Annotated in this window: 26 protein-coding genes; 17 read left to right on the top strand and 9 right to left on the bottom strand. The window is 67.8% G+C overall.

The annotated features are described in order from the left end of the window. Nucleotides 1–294: 294 nt before the first annotated feature. Genes AC4FS1_RS10080 through AC4FS1_RS10070 form a run of 3 tightly spaced genes read left to right on the top strand, consistent with a single transcriptional unit; the run spans nt 295 to nt 3180 of the window. Nucleotides 295–1791, top strand: coding sequence for a M81 family metallopeptidase (locus AC4FS1_RS10080; protein WP_491154676.1), 1497 nt, complete (start codon nt 295–297; stop codon nt 1789–1791). A 10-nt stretch (nt 1792–1801) separates the two neighbouring features. After that, on the top strand, nt 1802–2011 hold the full coding sequence (locus tag AC4FS1_RS10075) for a hypothetical protein (RefSeq protein ID WP_491154674.1): 210 nt from the start codon (nt 1802–1804) through the stop codon (nt 2009–2011). Further along, the gene (locus AC4FS1_RS10070) at nt 2008–3180 is read left to right on the top strand and encodes an MFS transporter (RefSeq protein WP_491154672.1); all 1173 of its coding nucleotides are present in this window, start codon (nt 2008–2010) and stop codon (nt 3178–3180) included. Before AC4FS1_RS10075 ends, AC4FS1_RS10070 begins: the two co-directional genes overlap by 4 nt. Nucleotides 3181–3221: 41 nt before the next feature. Here AC4FS1_RS10070 and AC4FS1_RS10065 read toward each other — a convergent pair whose 3' ends face one another. Then, a complete protein-coding gene (locus AC4FS1_RS10065) occupies nt 3222–3374 on the bottom strand; it encodes a hypothetical protein (RefSeq protein WP_491154671.1) in 153 nt (50 codons plus the stop codon). A 283-nt stretch (nt 3375–3657) separates the two neighbouring features. Here AC4FS1_RS10065 and AC4FS1_RS10060 point away from each other — a divergent pair, with 283 nt between their 5' ends. The 4 genes from AC4FS1_RS10060 (at nt 3658) to AC4FS1_RS10045 (ending at nt 7083) form a co-directional block, all read left to right on the top strand. After that, nucleotides 3658–4677: an alcohol dehydrogenase catalytic domain-containing protein gene (locus tag AC4FS1_RS10060; protein ID WP_491154669.1), complete on the top strand. Its 1020-nt coding sequence runs from the start codon at nt 3658–3660 to the stop codon at nt 4675–4677. Nucleotides 4678–4693: 16 nt separating this feature from the next. After that, nucleotides 4694–4891: a hypothetical protein gene (locus AC4FS1_RS10055; protein WP_491154668.1), complete on the top strand. Its 198-nt coding sequence runs from the start codon at nt 4694–4696 to the stop codon at nt 4889–4891. Nucleotides 4892–5012: 121 nt separating this feature from the next. After that, nucleotides 5013–5849 carry an alpha/beta fold hydrolase gene (locus AC4FS1_RS10050; protein WP_491154666.1) on the top strand — a complete coding sequence of 279 codons (837 nt, stop codon included), beginning with the start codon at nt 5013–5015 and terminating at the stop codon, nt 5847–5849. A 349-nt stretch (nt 5850–6198) separates the two neighbouring features. Then, nucleotides 6199–7083: a helix-turn-helix transcriptional regulator gene (locus AC4FS1_RS10045; RefSeq protein ID WP_491154664.1), complete on the top strand. Its 885-nt coding sequence runs from the start codon at nt 6199–6201 to the stop codon at nt 7081–7083. A gap of 110 nt (nt 7084–7193) precedes the next feature. Here AC4FS1_RS10045 and AC4FS1_RS10040 read toward each other — a convergent pair whose 3' ends face one another. Continuing rightward, nucleotides 7194–8069: a helix-turn-helix transcriptional regulator gene (locus tag AC4FS1_RS10040; protein WP_491154662.1), complete on the bottom strand. Its 876-nt coding sequence runs from the start codon at nt 8067–8069 to the stop codon at nt 7194–7196. Nucleotides 8070–8247: 178 nt separating this feature from the next. Here AC4FS1_RS10040 and AC4FS1_RS10035 point away from each other — a divergent pair, with 178 nt between their 5' ends. Continuing rightward, nucleotides 8248–9105 carry an SDR family NAD(P)-dependent oxidoreductase gene (locus AC4FS1_RS10035; RefSeq protein ID WP_491154661.1) on the top strand — a complete coding sequence of 286 codons (858 nt, stop codon included), beginning with the start codon at nt 8248–8250 and terminating at the stop codon, nt 9103–9105. Here the strand turns inward: AC4FS1_RS10035 and AC4FS1_RS10030 are convergent, their stop codons facing one another. Next, the gene (locus AC4FS1_RS10030; RefSeq protein WP_491154659.1) at nt 9106–9759 is read right to left on the bottom strand and encodes a FadR/GntR family transcriptional regulator; all 654 of its coding nucleotides are present in this window, start codon (nt 9757–9759) and stop codon (nt 9106–9108) included. Nucleotides 9760–9948: 189 nt separating this feature from the next. Here AC4FS1_RS10030 and treS point away from each other — a divergent pair, with 189 nt between their 5' ends. After that, nucleotides 9949–12243 (top strand): maltose alpha-D-glucosyltransferase, encoded by a 2295-nt coding sequence (gene treS / locus AC4FS1_RS10025; protein ID WP_491154657.1) that lies wholly within the window; start codon nt 9949–9951, stop codon nt 12241–12243. Nucleotide 12244: 1 nt separating this feature from the next. On the opposite strand, the gene AC4FS1_RS10020 is transcribed toward treS, so the two are convergent. Both AC4FS1_RS10020 and AC4FS1_RS10015 read right to left on the bottom strand, forming a co-directional pair. After that, nucleotides 12245–13501, bottom strand: a complete 1257-nt coding sequence (locus AC4FS1_RS10020; RefSeq protein WP_491154655.1) for a phosphotransferase — start codon at nt 13499–13501, stop codon at nt 12245–12247. Nucleotides 13502–13572: 71 nt separating this feature from the next. After that, nucleotides 13573–14277, bottom strand: coding sequence for a spermidine synthase (locus AC4FS1_RS10015; RefSeq protein ID WP_491154653.1), 705 nt, complete (start codon nt 14275–14277; stop codon nt 13573–13575). 154 nt (nt 14278–14431) lie between these two features. On the opposite strand from AC4FS1_RS10015, the gene AC4FS1_RS10010 reads away from it, so the two are divergent. After that, entirely contained in the window at nt 14432–15052 is a 621-nt protein-coding gene (locus tag AC4FS1_RS10010) for a histidine phosphatase family protein (RefSeq protein ID WP_491154651.1), read from the top strand. Between the two features lie 126 nt (nt 15053–15178). After that, nucleotides 15179–15478, top strand: a complete 300-nt coding sequence (locus AC4FS1_RS10005) for a Dabb family protein (protein ID WP_491154649.1) — start codon at nt 15179–15181, stop codon at nt 15476–15478. A gap of 33 nt (nt 15479–15511) precedes the next feature. Here AC4FS1_RS10005 and AC4FS1_RS10000 read toward each other — a convergent pair whose 3' ends face one another. Further along, nucleotides 15512–16546 (bottom strand): DNA topoisomerase IB, encoded by a 1035-nt coding sequence (locus tag AC4FS1_RS10000; protein ID WP_491154647.1) that lies wholly within the window; start codon nt 16544–16546, stop codon nt 15512–15514. 176 nt (nt 16547–16722) lie between these two features. Between AC4FS1_RS10000 and AC4FS1_RS09995 the strand changes: the two genes are divergently transcribed. Beyond that, nucleotides 16723–17997 carry a glycosyltransferase gene (locus AC4FS1_RS09995; protein WP_491154645.1) on the top strand — a complete coding sequence of 425 codons (1275 nt, stop codon included), beginning with the start codon at nt 16723–16725 and terminating at the stop codon, nt 17995–17997. Between the two features lie 82 nt (nt 17998–18079). On the opposite strand, the gene AC4FS1_RS09990 is transcribed toward AC4FS1_RS09995, so the two are convergent. Together AC4FS1_RS09990 and AC4FS1_RS09985 are read right to left on the bottom strand one after the other, a co-directional pair. Then, the gene (locus AC4FS1_RS09990) at nt 18080–18613 is read right to left on the bottom strand and encodes a cupin domain-containing protein (protein ID WP_491154644.1); all 534 of its coding nucleotides are present in this window, start codon (nt 18611–18613) and stop codon (nt 18080–18082) included. 11 nt (nt 18614–18624) lie between these two features. Further along, nucleotides 18625–19350, bottom strand: coding sequence for an alpha/beta fold hydrolase (locus tag AC4FS1_RS09985; protein WP_491154642.1), 726 nt, complete (start codon nt 19348–19350; stop codon nt 18625–18627). A gap of 280 nt (nt 19351–19630) precedes the next feature. Between AC4FS1_RS09985 and AC4FS1_RS09980 the strand changes: the two genes are divergently transcribed. Beyond that, the gene (locus AC4FS1_RS09980; RefSeq protein WP_491154640.1) at nt 19631–19939 is read left to right on the top strand and encodes a LysR substrate-binding domain-containing protein; all 309 of its coding nucleotides are present in this window, start codon (nt 19631–19633) and stop codon (nt 19937–19939) included. Between the two features lie 142 nt (nt 19940–20081). Beyond that, on the top strand, nt 20082–20831 hold the full coding sequence (locus AC4FS1_RS09975) for an SDR family oxidoreductase (RefSeq protein WP_491154638.1): 750 nt from the start codon (nt 20082–20084) through the stop codon (nt 20829–20831). A gap of 25 nt (nt 20832–20856) precedes the next feature. Here the strand turns inward: AC4FS1_RS09975 and AC4FS1_RS09970 are convergent, their stop codons facing one another. Next, entirely contained in the window at nt 20857–21768 is a 912-nt protein-coding gene (locus tag AC4FS1_RS09970) for a helix-turn-helix domain-containing protein (RefSeq protein WP_491154636.1), read from the bottom strand. A 163-nt stretch (nt 21769–21931) separates the two neighbouring features. Here AC4FS1_RS09970 and AC4FS1_RS09965 point away from each other — a divergent pair, with 163 nt between their 5' ends. The 3 genes from AC4FS1_RS09965 to AC4FS1_RS09955 all read left to right on the top strand — a co-directional run bounded on the left by AC4FS1_RS09965 (nt 21932) and on the right by AC4FS1_RS09955 (nt 25490). Beyond that, entirely contained in the window at nt 21932–22621 is a 690-nt protein-coding gene (locus tag AC4FS1_RS09965; protein ID WP_491154634.1) for a TetR/AcrR family transcriptional regulator, read from the top strand. Nucleotides 22622–23026: 405 nt separating this feature from the next. Beyond that, nucleotides 23027–23734, top strand: coding sequence for a GntR family transcriptional regulator (locus tag AC4FS1_RS09960; RefSeq protein WP_491154632.1), 708 nt, complete (start codon nt 23027–23029; stop codon nt 23732–23734). Nucleotides 23735–23810: 76 nt separating this feature from the next. Beyond that, on the top strand, nt 23811–25490 hold the full coding sequence (locus AC4FS1_RS09955; RefSeq protein ID WP_491154630.1) for an amidohydrolase: 1680 nt from the start codon (nt 23811–23813) through the stop codon (nt 25488–25490). Nucleotides 25491–25624 lie beyond the last annotated feature (134 nt).

Raw genomic sequence — 25624 nt, 5'->3', positions numbered from 1 at the left:
TTCTGTATCTGTGGCGTCGCTCGGGTTCGTCATCGGGCAGGTGTGTGGGCGCCTTACTGCACAGGGACGAAATCTGCGATGGCACGGCCATGCGCTCCCCCGCCCGTTGCGGTCGTCGACGGCGAGTCGACGGAGCCGCCCGCGGTCGTCTGACACTCCTTCTGCTGCCGGAGACCGCGTCGCGTTCGTTGTGCAACCGAGCCCGTGACACGCGGACGAAACCTACGTATGGTGTAGTGGTGCGCAACGTAGCGCAATAAGAGCGCAATCCTCACCCTCACCCCAGGAGGTCGTATGCGCATCGCCATCGCGGGCTTCGGCACCGAGTCCAGCATGTTCTCCCAGCACGTGACGGATCTCGACTACTTCGAGATCCAGCGCGATGAGGAACTGCTAGCGCGCTACGACCTCGCCCGCATCCTGGGCGACGTAGATGACGAGATCGAGTGGATTCCGACGGTGCGCTCGCAAGGCGCCGCGGGCGGCCCCGTCGTCCCAGAAGCCTTCGACACGCTCGTCGAGGAGATCGTCGAGCGTCTGACAGAAGCCGGACCGATCGACGGCCTTTACATCGATCTGCATGGCGCCGCCTACGTGGACGGACGCCTGCGCGCCGAAGAGTATCTGCTGCGACGCATCCGTGCCGTCGTCGGCGACGACACCGTCATCTCGATGTCGATGGACCCCCACGGCAACTTCAGCGAAGAGCTCGCGTCCCTGGTCGATCTCGCGACGGCGCACCGTCACTCGCCGCACATCGACAACCAGATCACGCGGGAGCGCGCGATCATCAATCTCGTCCGTGTCCTCCAGGACGGCCGCAAGCCCCTCAAGGCGTGGGTGCGCGTGCCCCTGCTCCTTCCTGGTGAGCGCACGAGCACGACGGTGGAACCGGGGGCATCCGTTTACGGTGCGGCGCAGCCTGCTAGCGAACGCCCCGGAATCGTCGACACATCGATGTGGGTCGGTTTCGCGTGGGCGGATGAAGACCGCAACGCCGCCGCCGTCATGGTGACGGGATACGACGAAGATGCGGTTGTCGCCACGGCTCGCGAACTCGCCGATATCTACTGGGCCGCGCGCGACGATTTCCGCATCGTGATCGAGGACTCCGGCACGTGGGATCAGGCGCTGGACTTCGTACGCGGCGGCGCGCCGAGCCAGATCTGGATCTCGGATGCCGGCGACAACGTGACCGCTGGCGGTTCGGGCGACATCACCTACGCGCTGACGCAGACGCTCGCCGACGAGGACATTCTGGCGAGCGGCAAGAAGTTCCTCTTCGCCGGGATCGTCGACCCCGAGGCGGTCGCAGAGGCCGTCGAGGTCGGTGTCGGCGGCATCCTGAACCGCAGGATCGGCGCGCGCACCGACGACCGCTTCGCGCCTGCCGCGCCGGGTCCGTGGACCGTCGTCGAGCTCGTCGACGGCATCTTCGGCGAGGGCGTCGTCGCCGCGGTCGTCGACAACGGGAAGGTCCACGTCGCGCTGCACATCAGCCGCATCAAATTCACGTCGCTTGAGGACCCCACGAACATCCATCGCCGCGGACAGGTGTGGCACGACTTGAGCGCGTACGACGTGGTCGTCGTCAAGAACGGCTACATGTTCCCCGGCCAGGCGGCGCTCGCGGCGAGCACCTTCATGGCCTTCACCCCCGGCGGAACCGAGCTCGACTTCTCGCAGCTCGAGTTCACGCGGGTGTGGCGTCCGATCTATCCGCTCGACACGGGATTCCACCCCGACCTCGAGCCTGTGCTCGTGCCGGTCGTCGGCTCGATCGAGAACTGAGGAGCGCGCAGTGCGCATCGCCATCGCCGGATCGGGATACCTCTTCGCGGGGCAGATCGACGAGGCCGGTAGCGCCTTCATGGGGATGACACCGGGCGACACCGACGTCAACTTCGCACGCCTCGACGACACCAGGAGATGGCGTCCGATCTTCCGACTCGACGACGGTCTCACCCCACTCCCGTTGCCCCACCGCGACACCATGGCCATGGCCTGGTGATCCTTCGCGGCACGGGACGCGCGGCAGTTGTCCTCGGTGCGGGTACGACGATCGCGGGCGGACTCCCCGTCTTCCTCATCGGCGCGCTGTTCGTGCAGTTGCAGTCCGACATCCACGCGCCTGCATGGGCGTTGGGCGTCGCGGTCGCAGCGTTCTGGGCGGTCGCGGCTGCCGTCTCGATGGCGTCGGGTCGCATCATCTCGGCGATCGGAACGCGCGCAGCGACACTCGTGACACTCGGTGGCGCCACCGCGAGCCTCCTCGGCAGCGCGCTGCTCGTGGCCGACTGGCACTGGCTCGTCGCCTGGGCGATGCTCGGCGGCGCGGCGAACGGCTTGGGGCACCCCGCGAGCAACGCGCTCATCGGGTCGTACGTCGCGCCGGGCCGCATGGCCACAGCGCTCGGCGTCAAACAGGCCGCCGTGCCGTTCGCGGCGTTCCTCGCTGGCCTCACGGTTCCACTCATCGCGCTCGCCGCCGGCTGGCCCTGGGCGTACGTGGCGGCGGCGCTCGTCGTCGTCCTGCTCATAGTGGTCTTCCTCGCGTGGGCGCCGTCGCGACAGGCGCCCGGAATGCGTCGCCGCGCGCACGAGCGGCTCCCTGCATCCCTCCTGCGCACCCTCCTTTTCTTGGCGTCCGCGACGACTCTGGGCGCCGCGGCCGCCGGCGCCGTCTCTGCGTACTCGGTCACGGCCGCGATCGATCGCGGGATCACGGATGCCGCGGCTGGCGTCCTGCTGAGTGTCGGGTCGCTCCTCGGAGCGGCCTGCCGCATCGTCGTGGGAATCCTCGCGGATCGGGTCGGGGGGCGCATCGCTCTGCCGGTCGCGTCGGCGCTGCTCGGCGCCGGTGCTGTCGGCGCGATCCTGCTCGTCTTCCCGAACCCCGTCGTCTTCGCGATCGGCATCGTCCTCGCGCTGGGGCCCGGATGGGGCTGGACGGGACTCACACATTATGTCGTCGCCCGCATCGCGGGGCCGGCGACGCCGAGCGCGACCGGAATCGTCCAGACGGGATCGTATCTCGGCAGCGGCGGGGGTCCGCTCGTCTTCGGCATCGTCTACGCCAGTCTCGACGGCGCTCCTCTCGCGTGGCTCGCCATCGCGGTCATCGCGGTCATCGCGGCAGCGATCGCCTGGACACTCTCGCGTCGCCTTGCCGACGTGTGATCCCCGTCAGAGCGGTCGAGGAGTCCGCGCCCGAGTACCGTTCACGGGGGTCGTCGGGCTACCGGTGTCGGGACGACCCTCGTCATGTACTGGCGCGTGCCCGGGGAGACGACCGCGCGCAGGCCGGGGCCGCGGTACTTCTTCTTATATGCGGGGTCGACGGCATTCAGCGTGGCCTTGCCATCGATGAACACGGCCCGGTGAGTGCGCTGGGCACGCCGGTACAATTTCGACGCTTCGCCTAGTCCGTTGCGGGTGTATCCGATCCCGTCGACGACGACCGCCCACGACGGACGAGCATGGGTGGCCCGCTGAGTCCTATGCAGTCCGTCCGGCGAGGGGCCGGGTGGCTCACCTGGTCCGCGGCGTCCTCGGTTGGCGCGTGCTAGGTCGAACTGGGCTCGTTATGGCCCGTGCCGGCGCCCTTCCGGCTGTTGGACTTGCGCCGTGAGTTCAACACAACCGGAAGGATGAGCGATGGTTACTCAAATGCAGTCTGTGGTGGTCGCCGAGGTCGATGCGCCCTGGGAGCTACAGGATAGGGACCGGCCGGAGGCAGGTCCGAACCAGGTGCTCGTGCGCGTTCACGCCTGTGCGATCTGTGGCACCGACGTGTGGATGGCGAACGGCACTCTGTCGTTCCGTGAGTTCCCCCTGGTGCTCGGACACGAAGGCGTCGGTGAAGTCGTTGCCGTCGGTGCGGGCGTCACGCAGCGCAAGATCGGCGATCGTGTCGGCATGCCGATGATCCAGAAGCGGTGTGGCAAGTGCGAGTTCTGCAAGGAGCAGCACCCGAACAGCTTCGTCACGGCAGCGAACTGCGCCAACCCCATCCTCACGGGTGTCAACGTGGACGGCGCCCACGCCGAGTACATCGCGGCCGATGTCGACGGAACGGTCCTCCTTCCCGACGGCGTGTCCTACGAACTCGCCGCGCCGACGCTCTGCGCCGGATTCACGGTCTGGGCGGCTATCCGCCGCGCCGAAACGAAGCCTTCCGGCCGGATTGCGGTTGTCGGCATCGGTGGTCTCGGCCACCTCGCGATCCAGTACGCCAAGGCCGCGGGCTATCACGTGACGGCCGTGACGCACAGCCCGGACAAGGCCGATCTCGCCCGCGAGCTCGGTGCCGACGAGGTCGTCTCCGACGGCGCTGGGCTGAAGGCGGCCGGTGGCGCCGACCTGATCATGCACACCAGCAGCAACCACGCCTCCGTCGCGAGCGCGATCGAGGGACTGCGCCCCTGGGGCAAGGTCGTCATGATGGGGATCGCCACCGACGAGTTCAGCCTCCCGGCATTGCCGCTGGTCTCCAACAGCTACCAGATCATCGGCTCAGCCCACAACGGCTACGAGTACCTCGTCGAGGCGCTCGACTTCGTCGCCCGCGGCGAAGTGACCCCGATGATCGAGCTGTTCCCCAAGGAGCGCGTCGCGGAAGCGTACGACAAGGTCGTCAGCGGCGACATCCGGTTCAAGGCCGTGGTCACCTACTAGATCGCCATTCGTCAGGATGGATGGCCCGCCCTTCCTGGCCCCGCACTCCGCCATTTCAAAGGCTCGAACGGCTGCATCCCTGGAATCGGCGATCGGAGCGTTGCCGCCGCAGCTCGGCCTCGACCTCGCTCTCGCCACGGGCGCTCGGTCCATCAATCTGGACGGCGGACTGCCCATCATCGTCCGGGAAACCTCATCGGCGCCGTCGGTGTGAGCTCCGGTACTCCCGATCAGGACGTCGTGGTCGCCGATGCTGCCCGCGATGTCCTGCTCGACGTATTGCACTAGCCCGGGATGCACCCTGCGTCTCGGCACCCGAGAAAGGAAACCCCATCATGTCAAAGCTCCAGGTCGGTCGTCAGAACTCCACTGACATCGAGATCCACTACGAAGACCAAGGCGACGGTCAGCCGGTCGTCCTCATCCACGGGTACCCGCTGGACGGCACGAGCTGGGAGAAGCAGACTGCCGTCCTCCTCGACCGCGGCTACCGCGTGATCACGTACGATCGCCGCGGCTTCGGCGACTCCTCCAAGCCTGCCGGCGGCTACAACTACGACACGTTCGCGGCGGACTTGGATGTGCTGCTCACCCACCTCGACCTGCAGGACGTCATCCTGGTGGGGTTCTCCATGGGTACCGGCGAGCTCGCACGATACGTCTCGAAATACGGGGCCGGGCGCGTGTCCAAGCTGGCGTTCCTCGCATCACTGCAACCGTTCCTGGTTCAGGCCGACGGCAACCCGACTGGCGTTCCCCAGGAGGTGTTCGACGGCATCATTGCGACGGCGCGTGCAGATCGCTACGCATGGTTCACCCAGTTCTTGGCCAACTTCTACAACCTCGATGAGACGCCCCCGATCTCCGAGGAAGTCGTGCGCGCCAACTGGAACACCGCCACCCGGAGCGCGCCCGTCGCGGCCCACGCGGTCGTTCCCGCCTGGATCGAGGACTTCCGTGGCGACATCCGGGCAGTTCGGGAGACCGGCAAGCCCATCCTCATCCTCCACGGAACCGGGGACCGGATTCTGCCGATCGACGCGACCGGGCGTCCGTTCGCGGCTCTGGTCCCCGAGGCGCGATACGTGGAGCTGGATGGTGCTCCGCACGGCCTGCTCTGGACGCACGCCGACCAGGTGAACGCCGCCCTGCTGGAGTTCGTGTCCGCATGACCACCGGTGGCGCTCCGCGGACCGCGGGGCGCCACCGGTTCTGCTTTCCCGCGCTCGATGGAGGCGGATGGCTCCCGCCCCGCAAGAAGTGCGCGACGACCTCGGAGATCAACTCCCGTACGTGTGGCCGCCACGCCCACTCACCCAGTACCGACCCGACGCGATGACGATGCCAGAGGCCGGGACTGGCTCCGCGGCGCCTCTCGTACGACCAATCGACACCAATGCCGGGCAACGGATGCTTTGACAACCTCCGTTCTGGCGCTACCATGTAGCCAATCCGGACCATGTAAATTATTGGGTGCAATTGGTGTAGTGGAGGATTCCTCGGCGTGTGGGGACGGCGCAGATGTCGGAGCTGAACACAGAACTCGCGGATTTCCTGCGGCGCGCGCGGAACAGTGCGGATCGCGGACGTGCCGGCCTCCCCACGGACGGCCGGATCAGGCGCGTACCGGGGTTGCGCCGCGAGGAAGTCGCCATGCTGGCCGGCCTGTCGACGGACTACTACACCCGGCTGGAACAGGGACGCCGCATTAGTCCGTCCGGGGCTGTGCTCGATGCGATTGCTCGTGCTCTGGACTTCAGCGAAGCCCAGAGAGCCCATCTCGGGCATCTCGTGAGTGCGTCAACACGGGTCCGTCCTTCCGCCCCTCCCACCCGTGCGCAGCGGGTCAGGCCGGGGCTTCATCAGTTGCTCGAGGCGCTGACGGGCGAGCCGGCGCTCATCCTCGGCCGCCACACCGACATCCTGGCGACCAACCGCCTCGCGCGACTGCTGTTCGCCGACTTCGACCGGCTGCGGCCGCGAGACAGGAACTTCGCCCGGTGGGTCTTCCTCGCCGACCAAGCGCGAGACCTTTTCCTCGACTGGGAGGTGCAGGCCCGAGTCACTGCGGAGACGCTGCGGCTCGACTTCGGCCGGTACCCCGACGACCCCAGGGCGCACGAGCTGATACGAGAACTGAAAGACCACAGCGTGGACTTCCCCCGATGGTGGACCGAGCATCGAGTGACCCGGCCGACCTTCGGGTCGCTGCGCCTCCAGCATCCGATGGTCGGTGAACTCTCCATCAACTACGAAACGCTCTTGCCACCGGGCGATGCCGAGCAGATGCTCTTCATCTTCACCGCCGAGGCCGGTACGCCGTCGCGCGACGCCCTATCCGCTCTCGCGAGATCGGCCTACTACCCGGCCTCCGAGCGGTCGGCAGCGTCCGTGCATCGCGAGTAACCCTCTGCCGAGGCCCCGGCCCACGGAGAGGAAGCCTCCACCTCCGGGAAACCGCCCCGTGGCCTCGACACGCACGAGCGTGCGGCGGTGTCGGGCGTGCGGCCTGTCGGTCAGAGGTCCGAGGGTGACGTGATGGCCTTGTCAGCCGTCAGCGACCAGCTGTCGAGCATCCTCAATGCGCGCTCGGACGGCGAATTCGGTTCGGGGGAGTACATGTACAGCGTGGTGCGCGGGTCGCCCGGGAGAGTCAGGGTCTCGTAGTCGACGGTGAGGTCGCCGACGACCGGGTGACGCAGGCGCTTGCTGCCGTACGTGCGCTGGTAGACGCGATGCTCGTCCCACCATCGAAGGAACTCCGGGCTGTGTTCGCGTAGCTCAGCGATCAGCTCGGCCGTGGCGCGGTCGTCGGGATCGGTGCCGGCCTCGAAGCGAAGGCTCTCCACGGCCGGACGCGCCTGCTCCTCCCAGTCCACGAACAAGCGTCGCGCTTCCTCATCGAGGAGCATCCATCGCGCGTAGTTGCGTTGGCGCGCGGGAAAGCGCTCGAAGTCGGCGAAAAGGGCCTTCCCCATTCGGTTCTGAGCGAGAACGTCGGCGCGGCGTCCGAGCACGAGGATCGGAACATCCTCGACCGTTTCGATCAGCTGATGAACACCCGGGCGAACGCGTTGTACAGGGTGCGCACGTGGCTGCGGGGGTACCACTCCCAGGTCGACGAGATCGGCGAGATGCGCCCGTCCTGCCGCGTCGAGTTCCAATGCCCTGCCGATGGCGTCCAGGACGGATTCCGACGGGACGATGGGCCTGCCTTGCTCGAGCCGTGCGTAATAATCCGTCGACACCCCCGCAAGGAAGGCGACTTCTTCCCGGCGTAGCCCCGGCACCCGGCGCACTCGACCGTCTGCCGGTAGTCCCGCTCGCGAGGCATCACAAACGCTCCGGGCACGGCGAAGGAAGTCGGCCAGCTCGGTGTTCTTCTCGGACATCCTTCATTCTCACTCTCCGCCCGCCCTAGAGGCGGCCGAAGGGTGGACCTCCGAGTCCTAGGCGGCCGCCGGCCAGGATCATCCGGACGTCTTATGGACCGTTTCGGCGTGGGCCGAGTAGCCAAGCTGGACACGTCGGCGATCGAGCCGACACGTCGACTTCGAAGGAGACAACGTCATGGCTTACCCCACCGATCGTCCGGCCACGTGGTTCGTCACCGGCACGTCCCGAGGCCTGGGCCTCGAGCTCGTCAAGCAGCTTCTGCAGCGCGGCGACAACGTGGCGGCCGCCAGTCGCTCGGCCGGCGACGTGCTCAAGGCTCTCGACGGAACGGACACGTCCCGCCTGCTCGCCCTCACTGTGAACCTGGCCGACCAGGCGCAGGTCCAGCACGCCGTGGACCGGACCAAGGAGCGTTTCGGCGGTCTGGACGTCGTCGTGAACAACGCCGGCTACGGCTACCTCGCGGCCGTCGAAGAGGTCACCGACGCCGACGCGCGCACCATGTTCGACGTGCAGATCTTCGGTGTCTGGAACGTGCTGCGCTCCGTGCTGCCCGACTTCCGCGCTAACCGCAGCGGACACGTCATCAATGTGTCCTCCATCCTCGGCCTGCTGTCGTTCCCGGGCTGGAGCCTTTACACCGCGGGCAAGTTCGCGCTGACCGCGATCACGGAGTCGCTGGCAGCCGAGGTCGCCGATTTCGACATCAAGGTCAACCTGGTCGAGCCCGGCTACATGCGCACCGACTTCCTGAACCCGGTGTCCCTGGCCCAGCCGCTGGACACGACCGACGCCTACCCCGCCATTCGGAGCATGGTGGACCAGCACCTCAACGAGGTCGCCGGCTCGCAGCCCGGTGACCCCGCGAAGGTCGCTGCCGCCATCATCGCCGTGGCGACCGCCGGCACGGCGCCGCTGCACCAGATGCTCGGCAGCGACTCTATCGGTCTCGCCGAGGGACGCCTGGAGGCTTTGACGGCGGACCTCGAAGCATCGCGCGAGCTCGGAGTCACCACCGACTTCGCCCCCTGATCAACGCGGCGGATTCAGGAGGTTGGTCCTCACCGACTCCAGATGTGTGAGCATCGCCTGCCGCGCAGCCGCCGGGTCCCGATCCACGAGAGCCGTGAGCAGCTCGTCGTGCTGGGCTTCATAGGCTTTGCGTCGATCGGCAGTCGCGGCGCGGCGCTTGCTGGTCCCCCACAGCGGAAGGTCGCGTGCGGTGTTCATGGCATCGAAGCTGTGCAGGAGCAGCCCGTTATGCACGGAGGCGGCGATCGCGCGGTGGAAGGCCGAGTCCCAGTTCTCGAACTCGTCGTAGGACTCAGCGGCGTTCCCACGTTTCATGAACGTCTCGATCCGTTCCAGATCACCCGGGGTCGCATTCTGGGCGGCGTGGAAGGCGATCTCCGGCTCCAGGATGATCCGGGTATCCATGATCTCGGCGGGGCTGGTCATGAGCGGCTGACCCGAGGACGGCAGTGAGTGGCCCGCGAGGAAGGTGCCGCGCCCGACGTGGCGGATGACGCGACCTTCCCGCTCGAGCTCGCCGAGTGAGCGTCGCACGGCGCTGCGCGGTAGGACGAGCGACTCCGCCAGTGCCCGCTCGGTGGGGAGTCGGTCGCCGGGGGAGAGCTGCCCGCCCGCTACCGCTCGCTCGATGTAGGCGATCACCGCGTCACTCATAGTTGCGCCCTCGCTTGACGACCAATTCGAACCAATCGTAGCAAATGGTCGACGCGCTCGTCCTTGGAGACGCGACGCGATGGTCGGCACCCGAGGCCGCGCGTCTCCGGTCGCGGAATTTCATAGTGCTTCGCGGAGAGACACGCCAGCCCTCGAGGCAGTGTTGTCGGATTCGAATAGCGTTGAGGGATGGCGCCCGACGAACACCGGCCGGAGGATCTCTACACCGGCCCCATCGACCTGCCCGGAACAGGCACGGTCGACGACGAAACCGATCCCGAGACGATCGAGATCACCTACGACGAGCAACGCTATCCGGCGCGGCCGCGGAGGCTGCGCCCGCGCGACCAGTTCCGCGGCGGAAGCGTACGTCGCATCAAGACCGACCCGCGCACGGCGAACGGTACGAACCCGTCGTACGTGGAATGGCTCGTGCGACAGTCGATGCTCAAGGATGCGGATGTCCTCGCCCGCCAACTCGCGGGACAGCCGGCGATGTGGCGCAATCCGTATGCGCGCCCCGACGCGCGGCGCGCCATCGCCACGAGCGACGTATGGTTCACGGCGTACCCGATCTCGTTCATCACCCGTCCGGGGCAGTCCTTCCTGGCGGCGCTCGGCGATGACGAGCTGTGGTCGACGTTCGAGCGTGTCGGGATCACCGCCATCCACACCGGCCCGGTGAAACGTGCGGGCGGCATCGCCGGATGGCGCGAGACCCCCAGCGTCGATGGGCACTTCGACCGCATCAGCACCGAGATCGACCCCGCGTTCGGCATGGAGGAGGAGTTCCGTGCCCTGTGCGACGTGGCGGAAAGCCACGGCGGCAGTGTCATCGACGACATCGTTCCGGGGCACACCGGCAAGGGCGCCGACTTCCGGCTCGCCGAGATGGGGTTCAAGGACTATCCGGGCATCTACCACATGGTCGAGATCCTGCCGGAGGATTGGGGCCTGCTCCCTGAGGTGCCCGATGGAGTCGACAGCGTCAATCTCGACCTCGCGACCGAGCAGGAGCTCCAAGGGCGCGGGTACATCATCGGCGCCCTCCAGCGCGTCATCTTCTACACCCCCGGCGTGAAAGAGACCAACTGGAGCGCGACGGCGCCCGTGATCGGCCCCGACGGCATCACGCGCCGATGGGTGTACCTCCACTATTTCAAGCAGGGTCAGCCCTCGATCAACTGGCTCGACCCGACCTTCGCGGGTATGCGTCTCGTCATCGGGGATGCTCTGCACTCACTCGGCGAGCTGGGCACGAGCGCTCTGCGCCTGGATGCCAACGGCTTCCTCGGCGTGGAGAAGAGCGCCGAGGGCCTTCCTGGGTGGTCGGAGGGACACCCGCTCTCCCACGCGGCGAACCACATCATCGCCGGAATGGTGCGGAAGGTCGGCGGCTTCACCTTCCAGGAGCTCAATCTCACGATCGAGGACATCCGCGACACGGGGGCCGTCGGAGCCGACCTCTCCTATGACTTCATCGGCCGTCCGGGCTACCACCACGCCCTCGCAACGGGTCAGACGGAGTTCCTCCGGCTCGCGCTGACGACGTCGCTCGAGCTCGGCGTCCAGCCGGTCCAGCTCGTGCACGGGATGCAGAACCACGACGAGCTCACCTACGAGCTCGTGCACTGGGCGACGCGGCGCGAGGATGAGCGTTTCCGCTTCCGAGGGGGCGAGATCTCCGGCAGTCAGCTCGCCGAGGTGGTGCGCGCCGAGCTCACCGAGAGCCTGACCGGCACAGCGGACTACAACCGCGTCTTCACCCAGAACGGCATCGCCTGCACGACGACCTCGCTCATCGCGGCGACGCGGGGGATCGCCCGGCTGGACGAGATCACCGATGCCGACGTCCCCGCCATCCGCGATGCGCACCTCCTCCTCTGTGCGTACAACGCCTGGCAGCCCGGCGTCTTCGCGCTTTCCGGTTGGGACCTGGTCGGCATGCTCACCGTGCCGTCCGACGAGGTCGCCGACCTGGTCGCGGCGGGCGACACCCGGTGGATCGAGCGCGGGGCGCACGACCTGCTCGACGTCGACCCGCAGGCGACGCGCTCCGCGGCAGGCATGCCCCGTGGGCGCGCGCTCTACGGCCCGTTGCCCGCACAGCTCGACGACCCGGACTCCTTCGCCTCACGTCTCGCCGGGATCCTCGACCTCCGGCGGGAGCACGGCATCGCAACGGCGACGCAGGTCGACATTCCCGAGGTCGCGCACCCCGGGATGCTCGTGCTCGTGCACCGCCTCGACAACGGAAACGCGGAGTCGAACGCCCCCATGCAGGTGACCGTGCTCAACTTCTCCGCCGAGGCGACCGAGGGCACCGTTCGGTCGGAGCAGCTCATTCCGCAGAGCGAAGTGGTGGACGCAGCCTCAGGCGACACGGTCGGACGCGTCGACGATCTCCAGAGCTTCCCCATCTCGTTGCCGGCGTACGGAGCGCTCTTCCTCGTGCTGAAGCCGGTGGAGCCCACCGCCGAGTGACTCAGCGGTGGGGCTCGGGGGTGAGAGCAGCGTCGATGCCGGCGAGCGGCACGGGCAGCCAGTCCGGGCGGTTGCGCGCCTCGTAGATCGACTCGTAGACCGCCTTGTCGAGCACGAGCGCCCGGAGCAGCATCGGGTCGAGAGCGACCGATCCGGCAGCACCGGCGTAGGCGTCGACGAACGCCGCGCGGCAGTCGGCGGCCCAGTCGCCCGCATCGGGACCGCCGGCCACCGCGCTGGCGTAGTCGAAGGATCGGAGCATCCCGGCGACGTCGCGGGGAGGAAGGTCGGGGATCGCGCGCTCCTCCATCGGGCGGAGGGGCTCTCCCTCGAAGTCGACGATCCGCCATCCGCCACCCGGCACCGCGAGCACCTGGCCGAGATGCAGGTCGCCGTGGATGCGCTGCAGCGGCGGCCACGGGCGGTCGAGCGCGGCCTGGTAGACGGCTTCGATTGCAGCCCGCCGGTCGGCGACGGCGGGCACCTCGGTCGCAGCGTCCGCGAGCCGCCGCCCCCACGCGGCCGCGGTGGCCGTCACGTCGTCCGGTTGGGCATCCACCGTCTCCAGCGCCGCGCCGAGAGCTCCGTGCACCCCGGCGACGGCGATACCCAGATCGCGCGCGGCCTCGGTGAAGTCCCGCCCCTCCCGCGCGGCCTCGAGCGCGACCGCCCAGCCGTCACGCACGTCACGGATGAAATCCTGCGCGAAACCCAGGGTGCCGCGCGCGATGCCGGACTCGCGCCCGACATCTGGCCACTCGGCCTCGAGGCTCCCCAGGAAGCGCGGCACGAACGGCGACCCCGCGTCGCTCAGCACGCGCTGGACGGTGACGTCAGGATTCTCGCCGTGGTGAAGGGTGCGGAAGAGCTTGAGGATGATCGTCGGCTGCCCGTCCTCTTCGAACACGATCGACGTGTTGGACTGCTCGCCCGTGAGCACCCGCGAGCCCGTCACTCGGGTGACATCGACCCCCATCTCTGCGAGCATCCCGGTGGCGAAGGCCGGATGCCGGGTCGCATCGACGAGATAGCCGTCGGCGTCGTGCCCGATGACGTCATCCGCTGCCGTGGGAGATGCCACGGCCGACAGGGGGACGTGGTAGAGCGCTGGCAGTGACCCGGCGTCATCCATGATCAGGTAGCGCGTGGCCGCAGGGGCAGGCTGGGCGTCGAGGATCCGGAACCGGGGTTCGTGGCTCTTGCCTGAGTACCATCGCTGCCGCGCCACCCAGGCGCCGAGGTCATCCGTGTATTGCACACTCCAGCATGATCCAGGACGCACCCAGGAGAAAGGGGTGGACGGGCGCGGCAGGCGCGTAGTACGTCGGCCTACGCCCGGGTCCCCACGTAGATCGTGTTCGACGACGTTCCGCCGGTGAGACGGTTGTCGAAGGCCACGACGTGGGCCTCGCAGTCATGGAGAACCGACGAGAGCGTCGCCATGAAGTCGGCGTCTGGGGGGTCGTCCGACCACAGGGCGAAGACGCCCCGGTCGGTGAGGTGCCGCGCGAGGGATTCGAGTCCTCCCGCGGTGTAGAGGTCGGCGTGACTCGGATCGAGGGTGTGCCGCGGAGAGTGATCGATATCGAGCAGGATGACGTCGTACCGGGCGTCTTCGGGCCCAGGCGTGCCGCGCACCACGGCGAAGAAATCGTCGTGGATCAGGGTCGCCCGGGGGTCTCTGACAAGCTGCGCAGACATCGGGAGCAGTTCGCGCTCGTGCCACCCGATCACCGCGGGGAGGGCCTCGATCACATCCAGCTTTCGTACGCGGCTGTCGTGCAGCGCGGTCACGGCCGTGTATCCGAGCCCCAGACCCCCCACGAGCACGTCGAGGTCAGTGCCTTCTGCGGCGGCGAGGCCCAGGGTCGCCAGCTCTTCCTCGGCGCGAGTGAACAGGCTCGACATGAGGTATTCGTCCTTCAACTTCACCTCGTAGATCAGTTCCCCGGTGGCCGGGTCTGCGCGGCGGCGGAGGCTGAGCTCGCCCATCCGCGTCTCCTGCCAGTCGAGTTCCTCAAATCGAGCGATCATGTGGGGCTCTCGTTCTGTAGCTGCGGGGCGAGGGGGGCGGACGAATGTCGTGTCGCCGCTTCATCCTCCCCGATCGGGCCGAATCTGCGAAGTGCGTCCCGGCACGAGCGGTCGTGTGGGCCGTTATCGGGTCGTCGCCCGGCAAGATGAGGGGATGATCGATACAGCGGGCGCCGAACCCGAGGGACGCATCGTGCTCGTGCGGCATGGCGAAACCGAGTGGAGCCGAAACGGGCGCCACACCGGGCTGACGGACATCCCCCTCACGGACACCGGCGCGTACAAGGCAGAGCTGGCGGGGACGCTTCTCGCTACGCGGCGCTTCGATCTGGTGCTCTCCAGCCCACTGCACAGAGCGGTCGAGACCGCCCGCCGCGCGGGGTACCCCGACGCGCACCAGGACGCGCGGCTCGTGGAGTGGGACTACGGGGCATACGAGGGCCTGACCACGCCCGAGATCGTGGAACAGCTCGGACGCCCCTGGACGGTCTGGGAGGCGGGGACACCGGCGGGCGACAGCCCGGGTGAGAACGTCGCACAGGTCACTGCTCGCGCCGAGTCGCTGCTGGAGTCCATCCGCCCTCGCCTTCTCCGTGGCGAGCAGGTGCTGCTGTTCTCGCATTCGCACTTCCTGCGCGCCCTGGCGGGCGTGTGGCTCGGCTTGACCGCGGCGGGTGGCCGCTACTTCGTCCTCGGCACGTCGGCGATCAGCGAGATCGGGTACGAACACGGCTCGGAGGTCATCGTGCAGTGGAACCACGTGCGCGGGCGGTGAGGGGCGCCTCCCATCGGGTCACCGCCGATGTGGGGCTGGCGCGACCGAGCCGTCGCGCCTTGTCGCGCAACACACGCACGACGCACAAACCGTTGCGTTACCCTGGGCCCACCTAGGGGGAGAGTGATGTTCAGGCACGTGGTGATGTGGCGGCTCGATTCGGACGACGTGGCGGAGCGAACGCGGATGCAGCAGCAGATCATCGACGCGATGGCGCCGCTGCCCGACGCCATCGCGGCCATCCGGAGCATGCGGCTGGACGCGAACGCGGTGCTGCACGACGAGAACGCCGATCTGGTGCTGACGATGGATTTCGACAGCCTCGAGGACTTCGAGGAGTACCGTCACCATGAGGCGCACGTGGCCGTCTCGCCCGTGATCGCCCGTCTGTACCGCACCCGGCTCGCGGTCGACTTCGAGGTCTAGCGGAATCCCCTTCCGCCCCCACGCTGATGCACGTCAGCCGACCCTGAACAGGCCGGCGAGGACCGCATGGTGGAGGTCCTCATCGTGGAGCAGATGCCGCACGTCGGTGGACTGCGAGCGGTCGGCTGCGGTGCGGACGGCGCGGCGCACCGCGGCGCTGCGACCGACACCCACCGCGGCGGGGTGTACGTACGAGGCGCGGGCGACGGCGGGGGTGTTGCCCAGCAGATAGGCCGCGCCGTGGAAGGGGCGCAGGTCGTCGCGGATGCGGAGGACGTCCAACGGGGGGAGCGCGGCTCCGGCCGTGAGCGCCGTCGCGGCCACGGTGGCCCCCCACGTGCGGAATGTCTTGGCCGAGGATCCGACCCCGGCATGCGTATGGATGTATGCGTTCACGGTCGCGCTGTCGACCCGGTGCACATGGGGCGGGTCGAATGTGGAGAAGATCCATTTCTGGGGGTCCGCATGGTCATCGAGGCGAGCCCGCAGCACCCTGGCCACCTGCGGATCACGGATGACCACGTGATGGCCGATGTGTTCCTTTCCGACGAAGTCGAACACCACCTCATCCCCCGTCACAGTCACGTGCGCGGTCGTCAGGGTGGTCAATCCGAAGGTGTGATTGTCCCGCGCGTACCGATCGTTCCCGACGCGGAACAGCCCGCGGTCCAGGAGGCGGACCGCAGCGGCGGTCACTGCCGTGACGCGGGGTGTGTCCGCGTCACGCAGGTCGGCGTCGACCCGCTGCCGCAGCGTCGGCAGAGCGCGAGCGAACTGCTGGAGGTGCGCGTACTTGTCCTCGCTCGCGCGGGCGATCGCGTCGGGGGAGTAGCGATACTGCGTTCTCCCGCGGGCGTCGATCCCCGTGGCCTGCAGCGGTGCCGACGCATCCGTTGTCACCCAGACGTGCGTCCAGGCGGGCGGGAGGTGCAGCCCCGTCAGTCGGGCGAGCGATTCGGGATCGGTGACCGGAACACCGTCATCGTCGACCCACCGCGACTCGCGGCCGCCGAGTCTGTGCAGGCCGGGCGGCCGAGGCACATGGCGCAGCGGAACCGTGTCGCTCATGCTCACACTCTGCCGCGTTCTTCCCGCGTTCACCCGACTGATTCGCGCGGACGGGATGACGCCTGCGCGGCGGCCCTGCGGGTACGCTCCGACGGGGTCGGCGCCGCACACGTCGCCGGCCGTCGCCCACCACCCCTGTGATCCAGCGGCCAAAGCGAGCACACTGTGGTCGGGGGGTGGCTGTGTCCCGATTCATGCTGACCGCCGTACCGTTCACCGGTCATGTCGCGCCGCTGTGCGCGGTGGCGACCGCGCTCGTCGCGCGCGGGCACGAGGTCCGCTTCTACAGCGGGTCGGCCTTTCGCGGACGGATCCAGGAGACCGGAGCGACATTCGTCCCGTGGAATACCCCGCCGGACTTCGACGAGAACGATCTGGCGTCGACCTTTCCTCGTCTCGTCGGCAAGAAGGGGGCGCGGCAGCTTCTCATCAACGTCGTCGATGTCTTCATCCGGACCGCCCCCGCCCAGGTCTCCGACTTGATGGCCGAGTGGGAACGTGCGCCCTGGGACGCGATCGTCGGCGACGAGGTGTCCGTCGGTGCCGTGTTCTTCGCGGAGAAGACGGGGTGCCCGTGGGGGACCTTCGCGGTGCTTCCCCTGAACATGGTGGGCCCGGGTGGCCCTCCCAGCGGTCTGGGCATCGCACCGGGCCGCAATGCCCTCACGAAGGCGCGGGATGCGGCGCTCCGTGCCGCTGTCCCTCTCCTCTCGCGACCCCTACGCAGGCCGCTCGCCGAGGCGCGGGCGGCGAGCGGACTTCCCCCGTCGCCCCTGACCTTCGACAGGGCGGTCTTCTCGCCGCGGCTCGTCGTCGCCAGCGGTTCGCCCCTGCTCGACTACGCGCGAGACGACCGGCCGGGCTCCGTCCACTTCGTGGGCGCCGCCCAGCAGCCGCCGGCCAGGCCGCCGTCGCTTCCCGACTGGTGGGGCGAGCTCGATGATCGCACGGTGGTGCATGTCACGCAGGGAACGCAGAACATCAACCCCGACGACCTCATCCGCCCCGCCCTCGAGGCGCTGAGCGGCAGGGACGTGCTCGTCGTGGTCGCTACGGGCATCCCCGACCGCGACGCGCTGCCGTTCACGGTCCCCTCGAACGCCCGCATCGCGGGGTTTCTCCCCTATGCCGAGCTTCTTCCCCACGTTGACGTCGTCGTGACCAACGGCGGGTGGGGAGGCGTGCTCGCGGCGCTGAGCCGCGGCATTCCTCTCGTGATCGGGGGTGGTGACCTGGACAAGCCCGAGATCGCAGCGCGCGTGGCGTGGTCGGGCGCCGGCGTCAACCTGCGGACCGGCACGCCCTCTGCAGCAGCCATCGGCCACGCCTTCGACCTGGTCATGGAGGACCCCACGTACCGGTACGCGGCGTCCCAGGTCGGTGCCGACCTGCGCAGCCGCGGCGGTGCGCCCCGCGCCGCCGAGCTGTTCGAGACGCTGCTCCCCGGCTGACGCGCTCGGAGGGAGCCGCTCGTCGAGGCCGCTCGCCGGCTCCTGGGTCAGCCCACGTCGTCGAACAGAGGACATTTCTCCTTCAGTCGCCTGTGCCGTCCGAGAGAATCTGCGTCCGAAAGCTGGCAGCCAGTTCGGCAGCTCGACGCCGGCCCTCGGAGATTTCGGCGTCAGACAGGTGCGGAGGTTGAGCGTCCGGACCGTCCAGCGCCACCCCGACTCGACGGAAGTACTCGTCTTGTCCAGCTGGCGCGCACACGCACAGCATCACGGCACCGGCGTCGGAGGTGTTCCGAAAGAAATGCGGGGCGTTCGCCGGGATGTTGACGCTCTGCCCGGCGCGTGCGGAGACCTCTTCGCCACGGAAGGTGAACGTGATCGTGCCTTCGAGGATCGTGAACAGCTCCTCGAAGTCGTGCCGGTGCGGCGGCGGGCCGCCCCCAGGGGGAACGCGCATTTCGATCAGGCAATACCCTCCGGCGGTCTGTTCACCCGTGATGATCAGACCGTAGACGTCGCCAGCGAGGAAGATCCAGTCCGTCTGCTCTTCGTTGGAGATGGTGAGCGCGCGACCTGGATCGTCGGGCGGGAGGGTCGGCGACGGCGGGTTCGGCATGGGACTCCTCGTCAGGCGGCGGCCTCGGAGCTGACTGCTCCCGCCGCGGTCTCGATGAGCTCTACGACTTCCGTCGGGTGGGTCAGCATCGCGAGATGCGGAGCCTCGACCTCGACGACCTGCGTCCCCGCGCGCTCGTACCCGAAACGCTCGACATCCGGGTTGATGGTCTTGTCGGCTGTCGCCAGGAGGCCCCAGCTCGGCTTCGTCTTCCACGCGGCGGCCGTGGCTTTCCCGGTGAGGGCGGCGTCGGCGAACGAGCGCTGGGATACGGCGAGCACCTCCGCCGTACGGGGGTCGAGTCCGGCGGCGAAAACCGGCAGGAACCATTCGGGATCGACGGAGAGGTCGACCCCGTCCTCTCGCCCGGGAACCGGGTTGGGGAGGGTGACGATGTGCTCCAGAAGCTCGGAATCGGGGTAGCGGGCACCCATGTCGGCGGCGCTCTCGCCCTCGTCCGGAGCGTAGCCGGCGATGTAGACGAGGCCGACGACGTTCTCGGCGGCTCCCGCAACCGTGATCACTGCGCCACCGTAGGAATGACCCACGAGGAGGACGGGGCCGTCAACGGCCTCCACGACCAGGCGGACGCTCGCGGCATCGCCGGCGAGCGTCCGCAGGTGGTTCGGGGGAACGACCACTCGGTAGCCGCGATCGAGGAGTTCCCGAGTGACGGGGGTCCAGCTCCCCGCGTCGGCGAAGGCTCCGTGGACCAGGACGATGGTGGGTCTGCTCATACGTTGTCTCCATATCGGTTGCGCGTTGCGGAGGATCGTCCGCGAATCCTCCGACTGTAGGAGTAGGTCTGCCGCGCACAAAGAGGCGGGTTCGCACAGCCGCTGTGCAGATCCGCACGGGGAATCGGGGGGTTCGCTGTGTTGCACAAGGTCGACGTCACGAGCGTTCGCGCGGATGATCTGCGCTACCTCGCGGCGGTGGCGCGCACCGGCCGGCTCGTTGCTGCAGGTCGGAGCCTCGCGGAGGAATGAAGAGGCGGTCGAGAGAGCCGCGCAATCTGTGGCCGGGGTCGCGGAGCGAGCCGTTACGGGCACTATTCGCATCACGGCTGCCGACGGCTTGGGGACGCGTTTCGTCACACCGGCTCTGACGAAGCTCCGGGCGAGGCATCCCGGTCTGAATGTCGAACTGGTCACAGGCGCTCAGCATCTGAATGTGCGTCAGGCGTACTTCGACCTCGCGGTCATCATCGGTGAACGGCCCAAGAGTCGGCTCTACGTAGAGACCTGTGCGCTTACGACTCGGCCTTCTATGCAACGGCCTCCTACCTGGAGGAGCAGGGCGACCCCGTCTCCGCCGAGGAGTTGAAGTGTCACCCGCTCATCTACTTGGTCGATTCCCTCGAGCGCGTGGGGCAGATCTAGCCCCAGGGCGACGGGAGCAATATTCCGACGGAATCCCCGCAAGAGCCGGGCGGTGTCGTGCGCGTCGTCTTTCGTATCGTTCCCCCATGAGCACACTTTCGGGCAAGACCGTCATCATCACCGGGGGCGCCAACAATCTGGGTGGCGCGATAGCCCGCCGGATCGGAGAGGAGGGAGCGAACGTCGTCGTCCACTACAACAGTGAGGCGACAGCCGGGGCCGCGGAAGAGACCGTGGCAGCCGTCGAAGCCTCGGGTGGTGCGGGGGTGGTCGCGCAAGCCGATCTAACGGATTCTGCGCAAGTCGATCGCGTCTTCGCCACCGCCCTTGATGCGTATGGAAGCCTCTACGGGGTGGTCAACACCGCCGGCCGTGCGGTGGGCACGAACATGACGTCGTTCGAGGAGAAGGACGCCGACGAGATGATCGCGGTCAACACCAAGGCCGCGTTTCTCGTGCTCCGAGCCGCGGCGCGGCAGGTCGAAGACGGCGGCAGGATCCTGAACACCGTGACTTCTCTCGTCGCCGGCTTCACGCCGCTCTACTCGGTGTACGCCGGAACCAAGGCATCCAACGAGCACTACGTCCGAGCGCTCGCGAAGGAATTGGCCGGCCGGAGGATCTCGGTCAACAACGTCGCGCCGGGGCCGATGGACACCTCCTTCTTCTGGAACGCCGCGCACGAGGGCGAAGCGGAACTGGTCAGCAGCATGGTGATGGAGGGCCGGCTCACACGCATCGAGGACATCGTTCCGTGGTTCTATTTCCTGTTGACCGATGGCCGGTGGGCCAGCGGCCAGACGTTCTTCGTGAACGGTGGTTTCACAACGCGGTGAGGGGCCCCACCGTCATCCTCGCCTCCTACCCGAGCGCGACGGGAAGCGGTGCGTCCGGATCGGCCGCAGGGGTTCTCCGGAACTCCCGTCGGAACGCGCTCGGCGTCACACCGTAGCGCCGGCGGAACGCGGCCGTGAAATGCGAGGGCGTGGCGAATCCTGCATCCACCGCGACGGCGGCGATGCTCTCGTCCGTCTGGTGCAACGCCGTGCGGGCAGCGGACAGGCGGCTGTCCAGCACGTACTGCCATGGCGTCTGCCCGACGGCACGACGGAACGCGCGGGAGAAGTGATAGACGCTGAGCCCGGCGATCTTCGCGAGGTCGCTGAGCGAGATCGGGGCGCCCGGTTCGGTCCTGATGTACTCGATCACAGCGCCGAAGTCGGAGGCGAGTGGTCCGGGCTCTTGCAGGCGCCGCGTGCTGTGGCGAGCGAGAATGTGGACAGCCATGAACCGGGCGGCCGACTCGGCGTACAAAGCGTCGGCCCCCTCTCGAGCGGCGCGTTCCAGTGCGCGGACACACGCCTCCAGGAGTGGGTCGTTCGTCGCGAGAAGATCGGGCAGCTCGTCAGCGGAGAACGCCGTGTCGCCTCCCAGCGGGTCCGCGAAAACGTCTTCCGGAAATTCGACGTGGATCGTACGGAGTCCGACGGGAACCGCCGACGTCCACCGCAGGTGGGGGGATCGGCCCGCGGGGGTCATGCCCAATCGTCCCGGGACGTAGAACGCGCGGCGAGGAAGTGGGGTCAGCGACTGGATGGACGCCTCTCCCTGGGTGACGAGGACGACCTTGAAGCGATCGGAAGCTTCGAGGTGCGCCTCCTCCACGTTCGGGGGATGAGCGAACTCCGCGACACGCACGTCGGGCCAAGAGGCGTGGCCGTCGCTCGTGAACAGCCGCGTCTCCCAATCGGCAGGGGTCTCGGGAGAGCGCAATGGGTGCCCTTCGCGTCGTCGCTGGGAGTGGACCTCGCGGACGTGTCGATGTCCGCATCTGATTCGTGACGTAACGCCGGTAGGATGGGGTAACGCCGATAACGATAAAGCGATACCGCCGGTACTGCAATCGTCGATAACAGTGAATCGTTAGCATTGGGTCATGCCGAAAGCCTCCGAGCACCGTCAGAACGTCATTGCGGCCGCTGCTCGCCTCCTCGCGGAGGGCGGTCTGGACGCGGTCACGACTCGGTCGGTGAGCGCGGCGGCGAACGTCCAGCCCCCGACCATCTATCGCCTCTTCGGCGACATGCGAGGCCTGCTGGATGACGTGGTCCGGGACGGGTTCGAGCGCTACTTCACTCAGAAGCGGGGCCTCGAGCGTACGGACGACCCCCTCGCCGACCTCGCCCACGGGTGGCAACTCCACGTCGGCTTCGGGCTCACGTACCCGGCTCACTACCGGCTGATGTACGGCATGGCGCCCTCCGCCAGGCTGGGCGATGTGCGAGCGGAGGCGGATGAGATCCTCCGAGGCCTCGTCGGTGCGGCGGCCAGGGCGGGACTGCTGATGATGGAGCCGGAGGAGGCAGCGCGGATGATCCACGCAGCGGGGGTCGGGGTGACCCTTCAGCTGATCGAGGATGGGGTGATCGACCCGTTGGCGCCGTTGTCCGTCCGCACCCGTGACGCGGCGTTCTCGGCGATCACAGCGCCGGAGCCGATCGCCGACTGCGACACCGCCCAGCTGGCGATCACCCTCCGTGCAACCCTGGGCGGCGACGGATCCGGGCTGTCGGCGGGGGAGGCGCTGCTACTCGACGAACTCCTCCTCCGGCTCTCGGGCGCCTGACGCCGCGGTCGCCGGTGCGTGCCGTCGCCCAGGTCTGGCGATGGCTTGCCTCAACCCCTTGGCAGCAGCTCCGGTCAGCTCGTGGCGGAGAACGCCCACGCCGGAGCTGTGAGCGACGACCCCGCCGTGTCGTCCTGACATTCGGCAATGACCCCTGACGACGAGGTGACATGCGATGTCCTGGATGCGCGCCGGCGCGCTGACGTGCGAGCGACCTTTGGCGCTCTTGTGCGGAGCGCGACTGTAACAAATTCGTATACACGCCACATCACTTGCGACGTGGATTGTTCCGCTGCGCTGGACACGAGCCTATTTCCGCCTGTGCGGCCAACCCGCTTCACCGGTCTCACAGGCAGGCCTACGGTGTCGTATACGATCGGGTCATCGCCAAGTGGAGGAAACATCGTGTCGGACACCCAGAAGTCAGAGTTGCGGGGTAGCGCGCTCGTCGATGCCATCCGCGATCAGATCATCACCGGTCGCCTGACGCCCGGGTCCCGGGTCACGGAGCCCGCCCTCGCTACGCAGTTCGGCGTTTCCCGCGTGCCAGTCCGTGAGGCGATACGTGCGCTTGCGGCGGAGGGCCTCATTGACCTGCGTCCCTACGGGTCCCCTACTGTGAAGGCGCTCACGGACCAGGTGGCGCGCGAGGTGCGTACCGCGCGCGCGATCCTCGAACCGCACACGGCCCGCTTCGCGGCGCTCCACCGCACCGATGCAGACTTGGCTCTCATCGAGGCCATCCTCGTTGCTGGAGAGGAAGCCATCGCGCGCGGCCAGATGGACAAGCTCCACCGCCTGAATACGCGCTTTCACGATGGTGTGGCCAGCGCTTGCGGCAATGAAGTCCTCGGCGGGTTTGTACATCAGCTCTCCTACCGCTCGGAATGGATCAATACCGCCACCATCCCCGCTGCCAACCGGTACTTCTGGCGAGATCACCGTGAGATCCACGACGCGATCGCTGCTGGGGACGCCGATCTGGCGGAGACGCTCATGGCGGCGCACGTTCACCGCGCCGCGGCGCAGCCGACGGCGATGGATGCCGTGGCCCGTGCGCGGAGCGAGGGGGGCTACGTTTCCCCGGTGCCTCCCAGCAACCTCTCGGCATGAGACGAGGCCGTACGTCAGCACGATCACGCTTCTCCCTGAGCGTGATTCGCAACCACTCCGTGAGAGGGTCCGCATCGTGATTCAGGACAGGTCAGCGCCCACGCCCGGCGCACCATCGACCCGCGCGCTCGTCGGGGGCCGTGTTCTCTCGTTCGACGACCGGTCTTCGGAGGCGACGGCGGTGGCGTGGCGGGGGGACACCATCATCGCGGTGGGCAGCGATCGAGCGGTCCTCGCGGAGGCCGGCCTCGATCAGGCAAGTGCCACGGAACTCGGCGGACGGGTAGTGATGCCTGGCCTCACCGATGGGCACGCACACCTCGATCGGTACAGCCTCGGTTCCGACCTGCCTGGCTTCGAAGACTGCAGGTCACGCGCCGACGTGCTTGCGGTTATTGCCGAAGCGGCTGCGTCCCGAGCCCCCGGTGAATGGATCGTTACCCGGCCGGTGGGAAGTCCGCCGTACTATGACGAGGCAACCCCCGGTGGTGACCGGCTCGTCCCTACCCGTACCGAACTCGATGCGGTAGCGCCGGACAACCCTGTGTATATCCGGCCGATCTGGGGCTACTGGAATCCCGACGCCCCGCTCGTCTCTGTTGCGAACACTGCCGCTCTCCGGGCAGCCGACCTCGATCCGGAGCGCATCGTGTCGCCTAGTTCGGCTGTGCAGCTCATGCGGGATGAGTCCGGCCGGTTCTCCGGGGTTTTCGTCGAGCACACGCGGAACCCGATCGTGGAGCACACCCTGCTCTCGCGAGCGCCCACATTCACCATCGAGCAGCGCGCCGCCGCAATTAGAGCAGGATGGTCGGCATACGCGTCATTCGGAACGACGGCCTATTTCGAGGGTCATGGACTGGCCGACGAGGTGCTGGATGCGTACGGGGAAAACGGGTCGGGCGAGCTGAGAGCAAGCCTGATCTGGAGCCCAGATTGGAACTGCCACGACCTGCGCGGTGTGGGGCGGCTCGTGGCGGAACGCCGAACGAAGCTCGGTGCTCTGCAGACAAGGCTCGAGCTGCAGGGCGTCTTCATCGAACTGGATGATGGCACTGGTGACGCCGCGCTGCGCGCCGGCCATCGGCCACATACGGGGTGGGCAGGCTTCAGCGCGGGAGCGGCGCTCTCACCCGACGCGGCGCGGAATCTGCTTCGATCCGCGGCGGAAGCAGGGATCCGCGTGGCGGGCATTGACGCTCGCCTCCTACCGCTCATCGACGAGATCGACCGCGACATCCCCGTGGCGCCACTCCGCTGGGTTCTCGGGCACGTCCCGATTCTGTCCGCCCCTCAGATCGAATTGATCGCGAAACTGGGACTGGTCGTCACCACCATCGCGCCCTACTTCCTTCACCGCACCGGCGACGCCCTCGCTCGGACCGCCGGAGCTCCGGGACAGATCCTGCCGCTGCCGCAACTCCGCGCGGCCGGTGTCACCGTTGCTTTCGGCAGCGACAACGTGCCGATTTCCCTGTGGGAGTCCGTATGGGCGGTCACAGAGCGTATGACCGCCGGCGGTGCAGCCATCGACCCTGACAACGCGCTCAGTCGGGAAGAGGCACTCCATGCCGCAGTGCGCGGTGGGGCCTTTCTGACTCGCGAGGAATCATGGCGGGGGGTGCTGCGGGCGGGGATGGCTGCCGATTTAGTGGTGCTCGGCGCCAATCCCCTCACATGCAGTGTGTCGGCTCTGCGATCCATGCAAGCCGAGGCCACCGTCGTTGCGGGCAAGGTCCTACACGGCCGCATCTAGCGGCCGATCCTTCTGTTGGTTGAGGAATCTCGCAACAACTGTATATAGTGGCCATAATCCCGGTTCGTATACGAACCACATCGCGAGACTTTCGGGTCGCCGTGGGTCCAGGGGAGGTGCAATGCCGAGAAGTC

Source organism: Microbacterium sp. Z12_35, assembly GCF_058310475.1.
The sequence above is the reverse complement of the archived record's forward strand: the minus strand, read 5'-3'. Positions and strand labels throughout refer to the sequence as shown.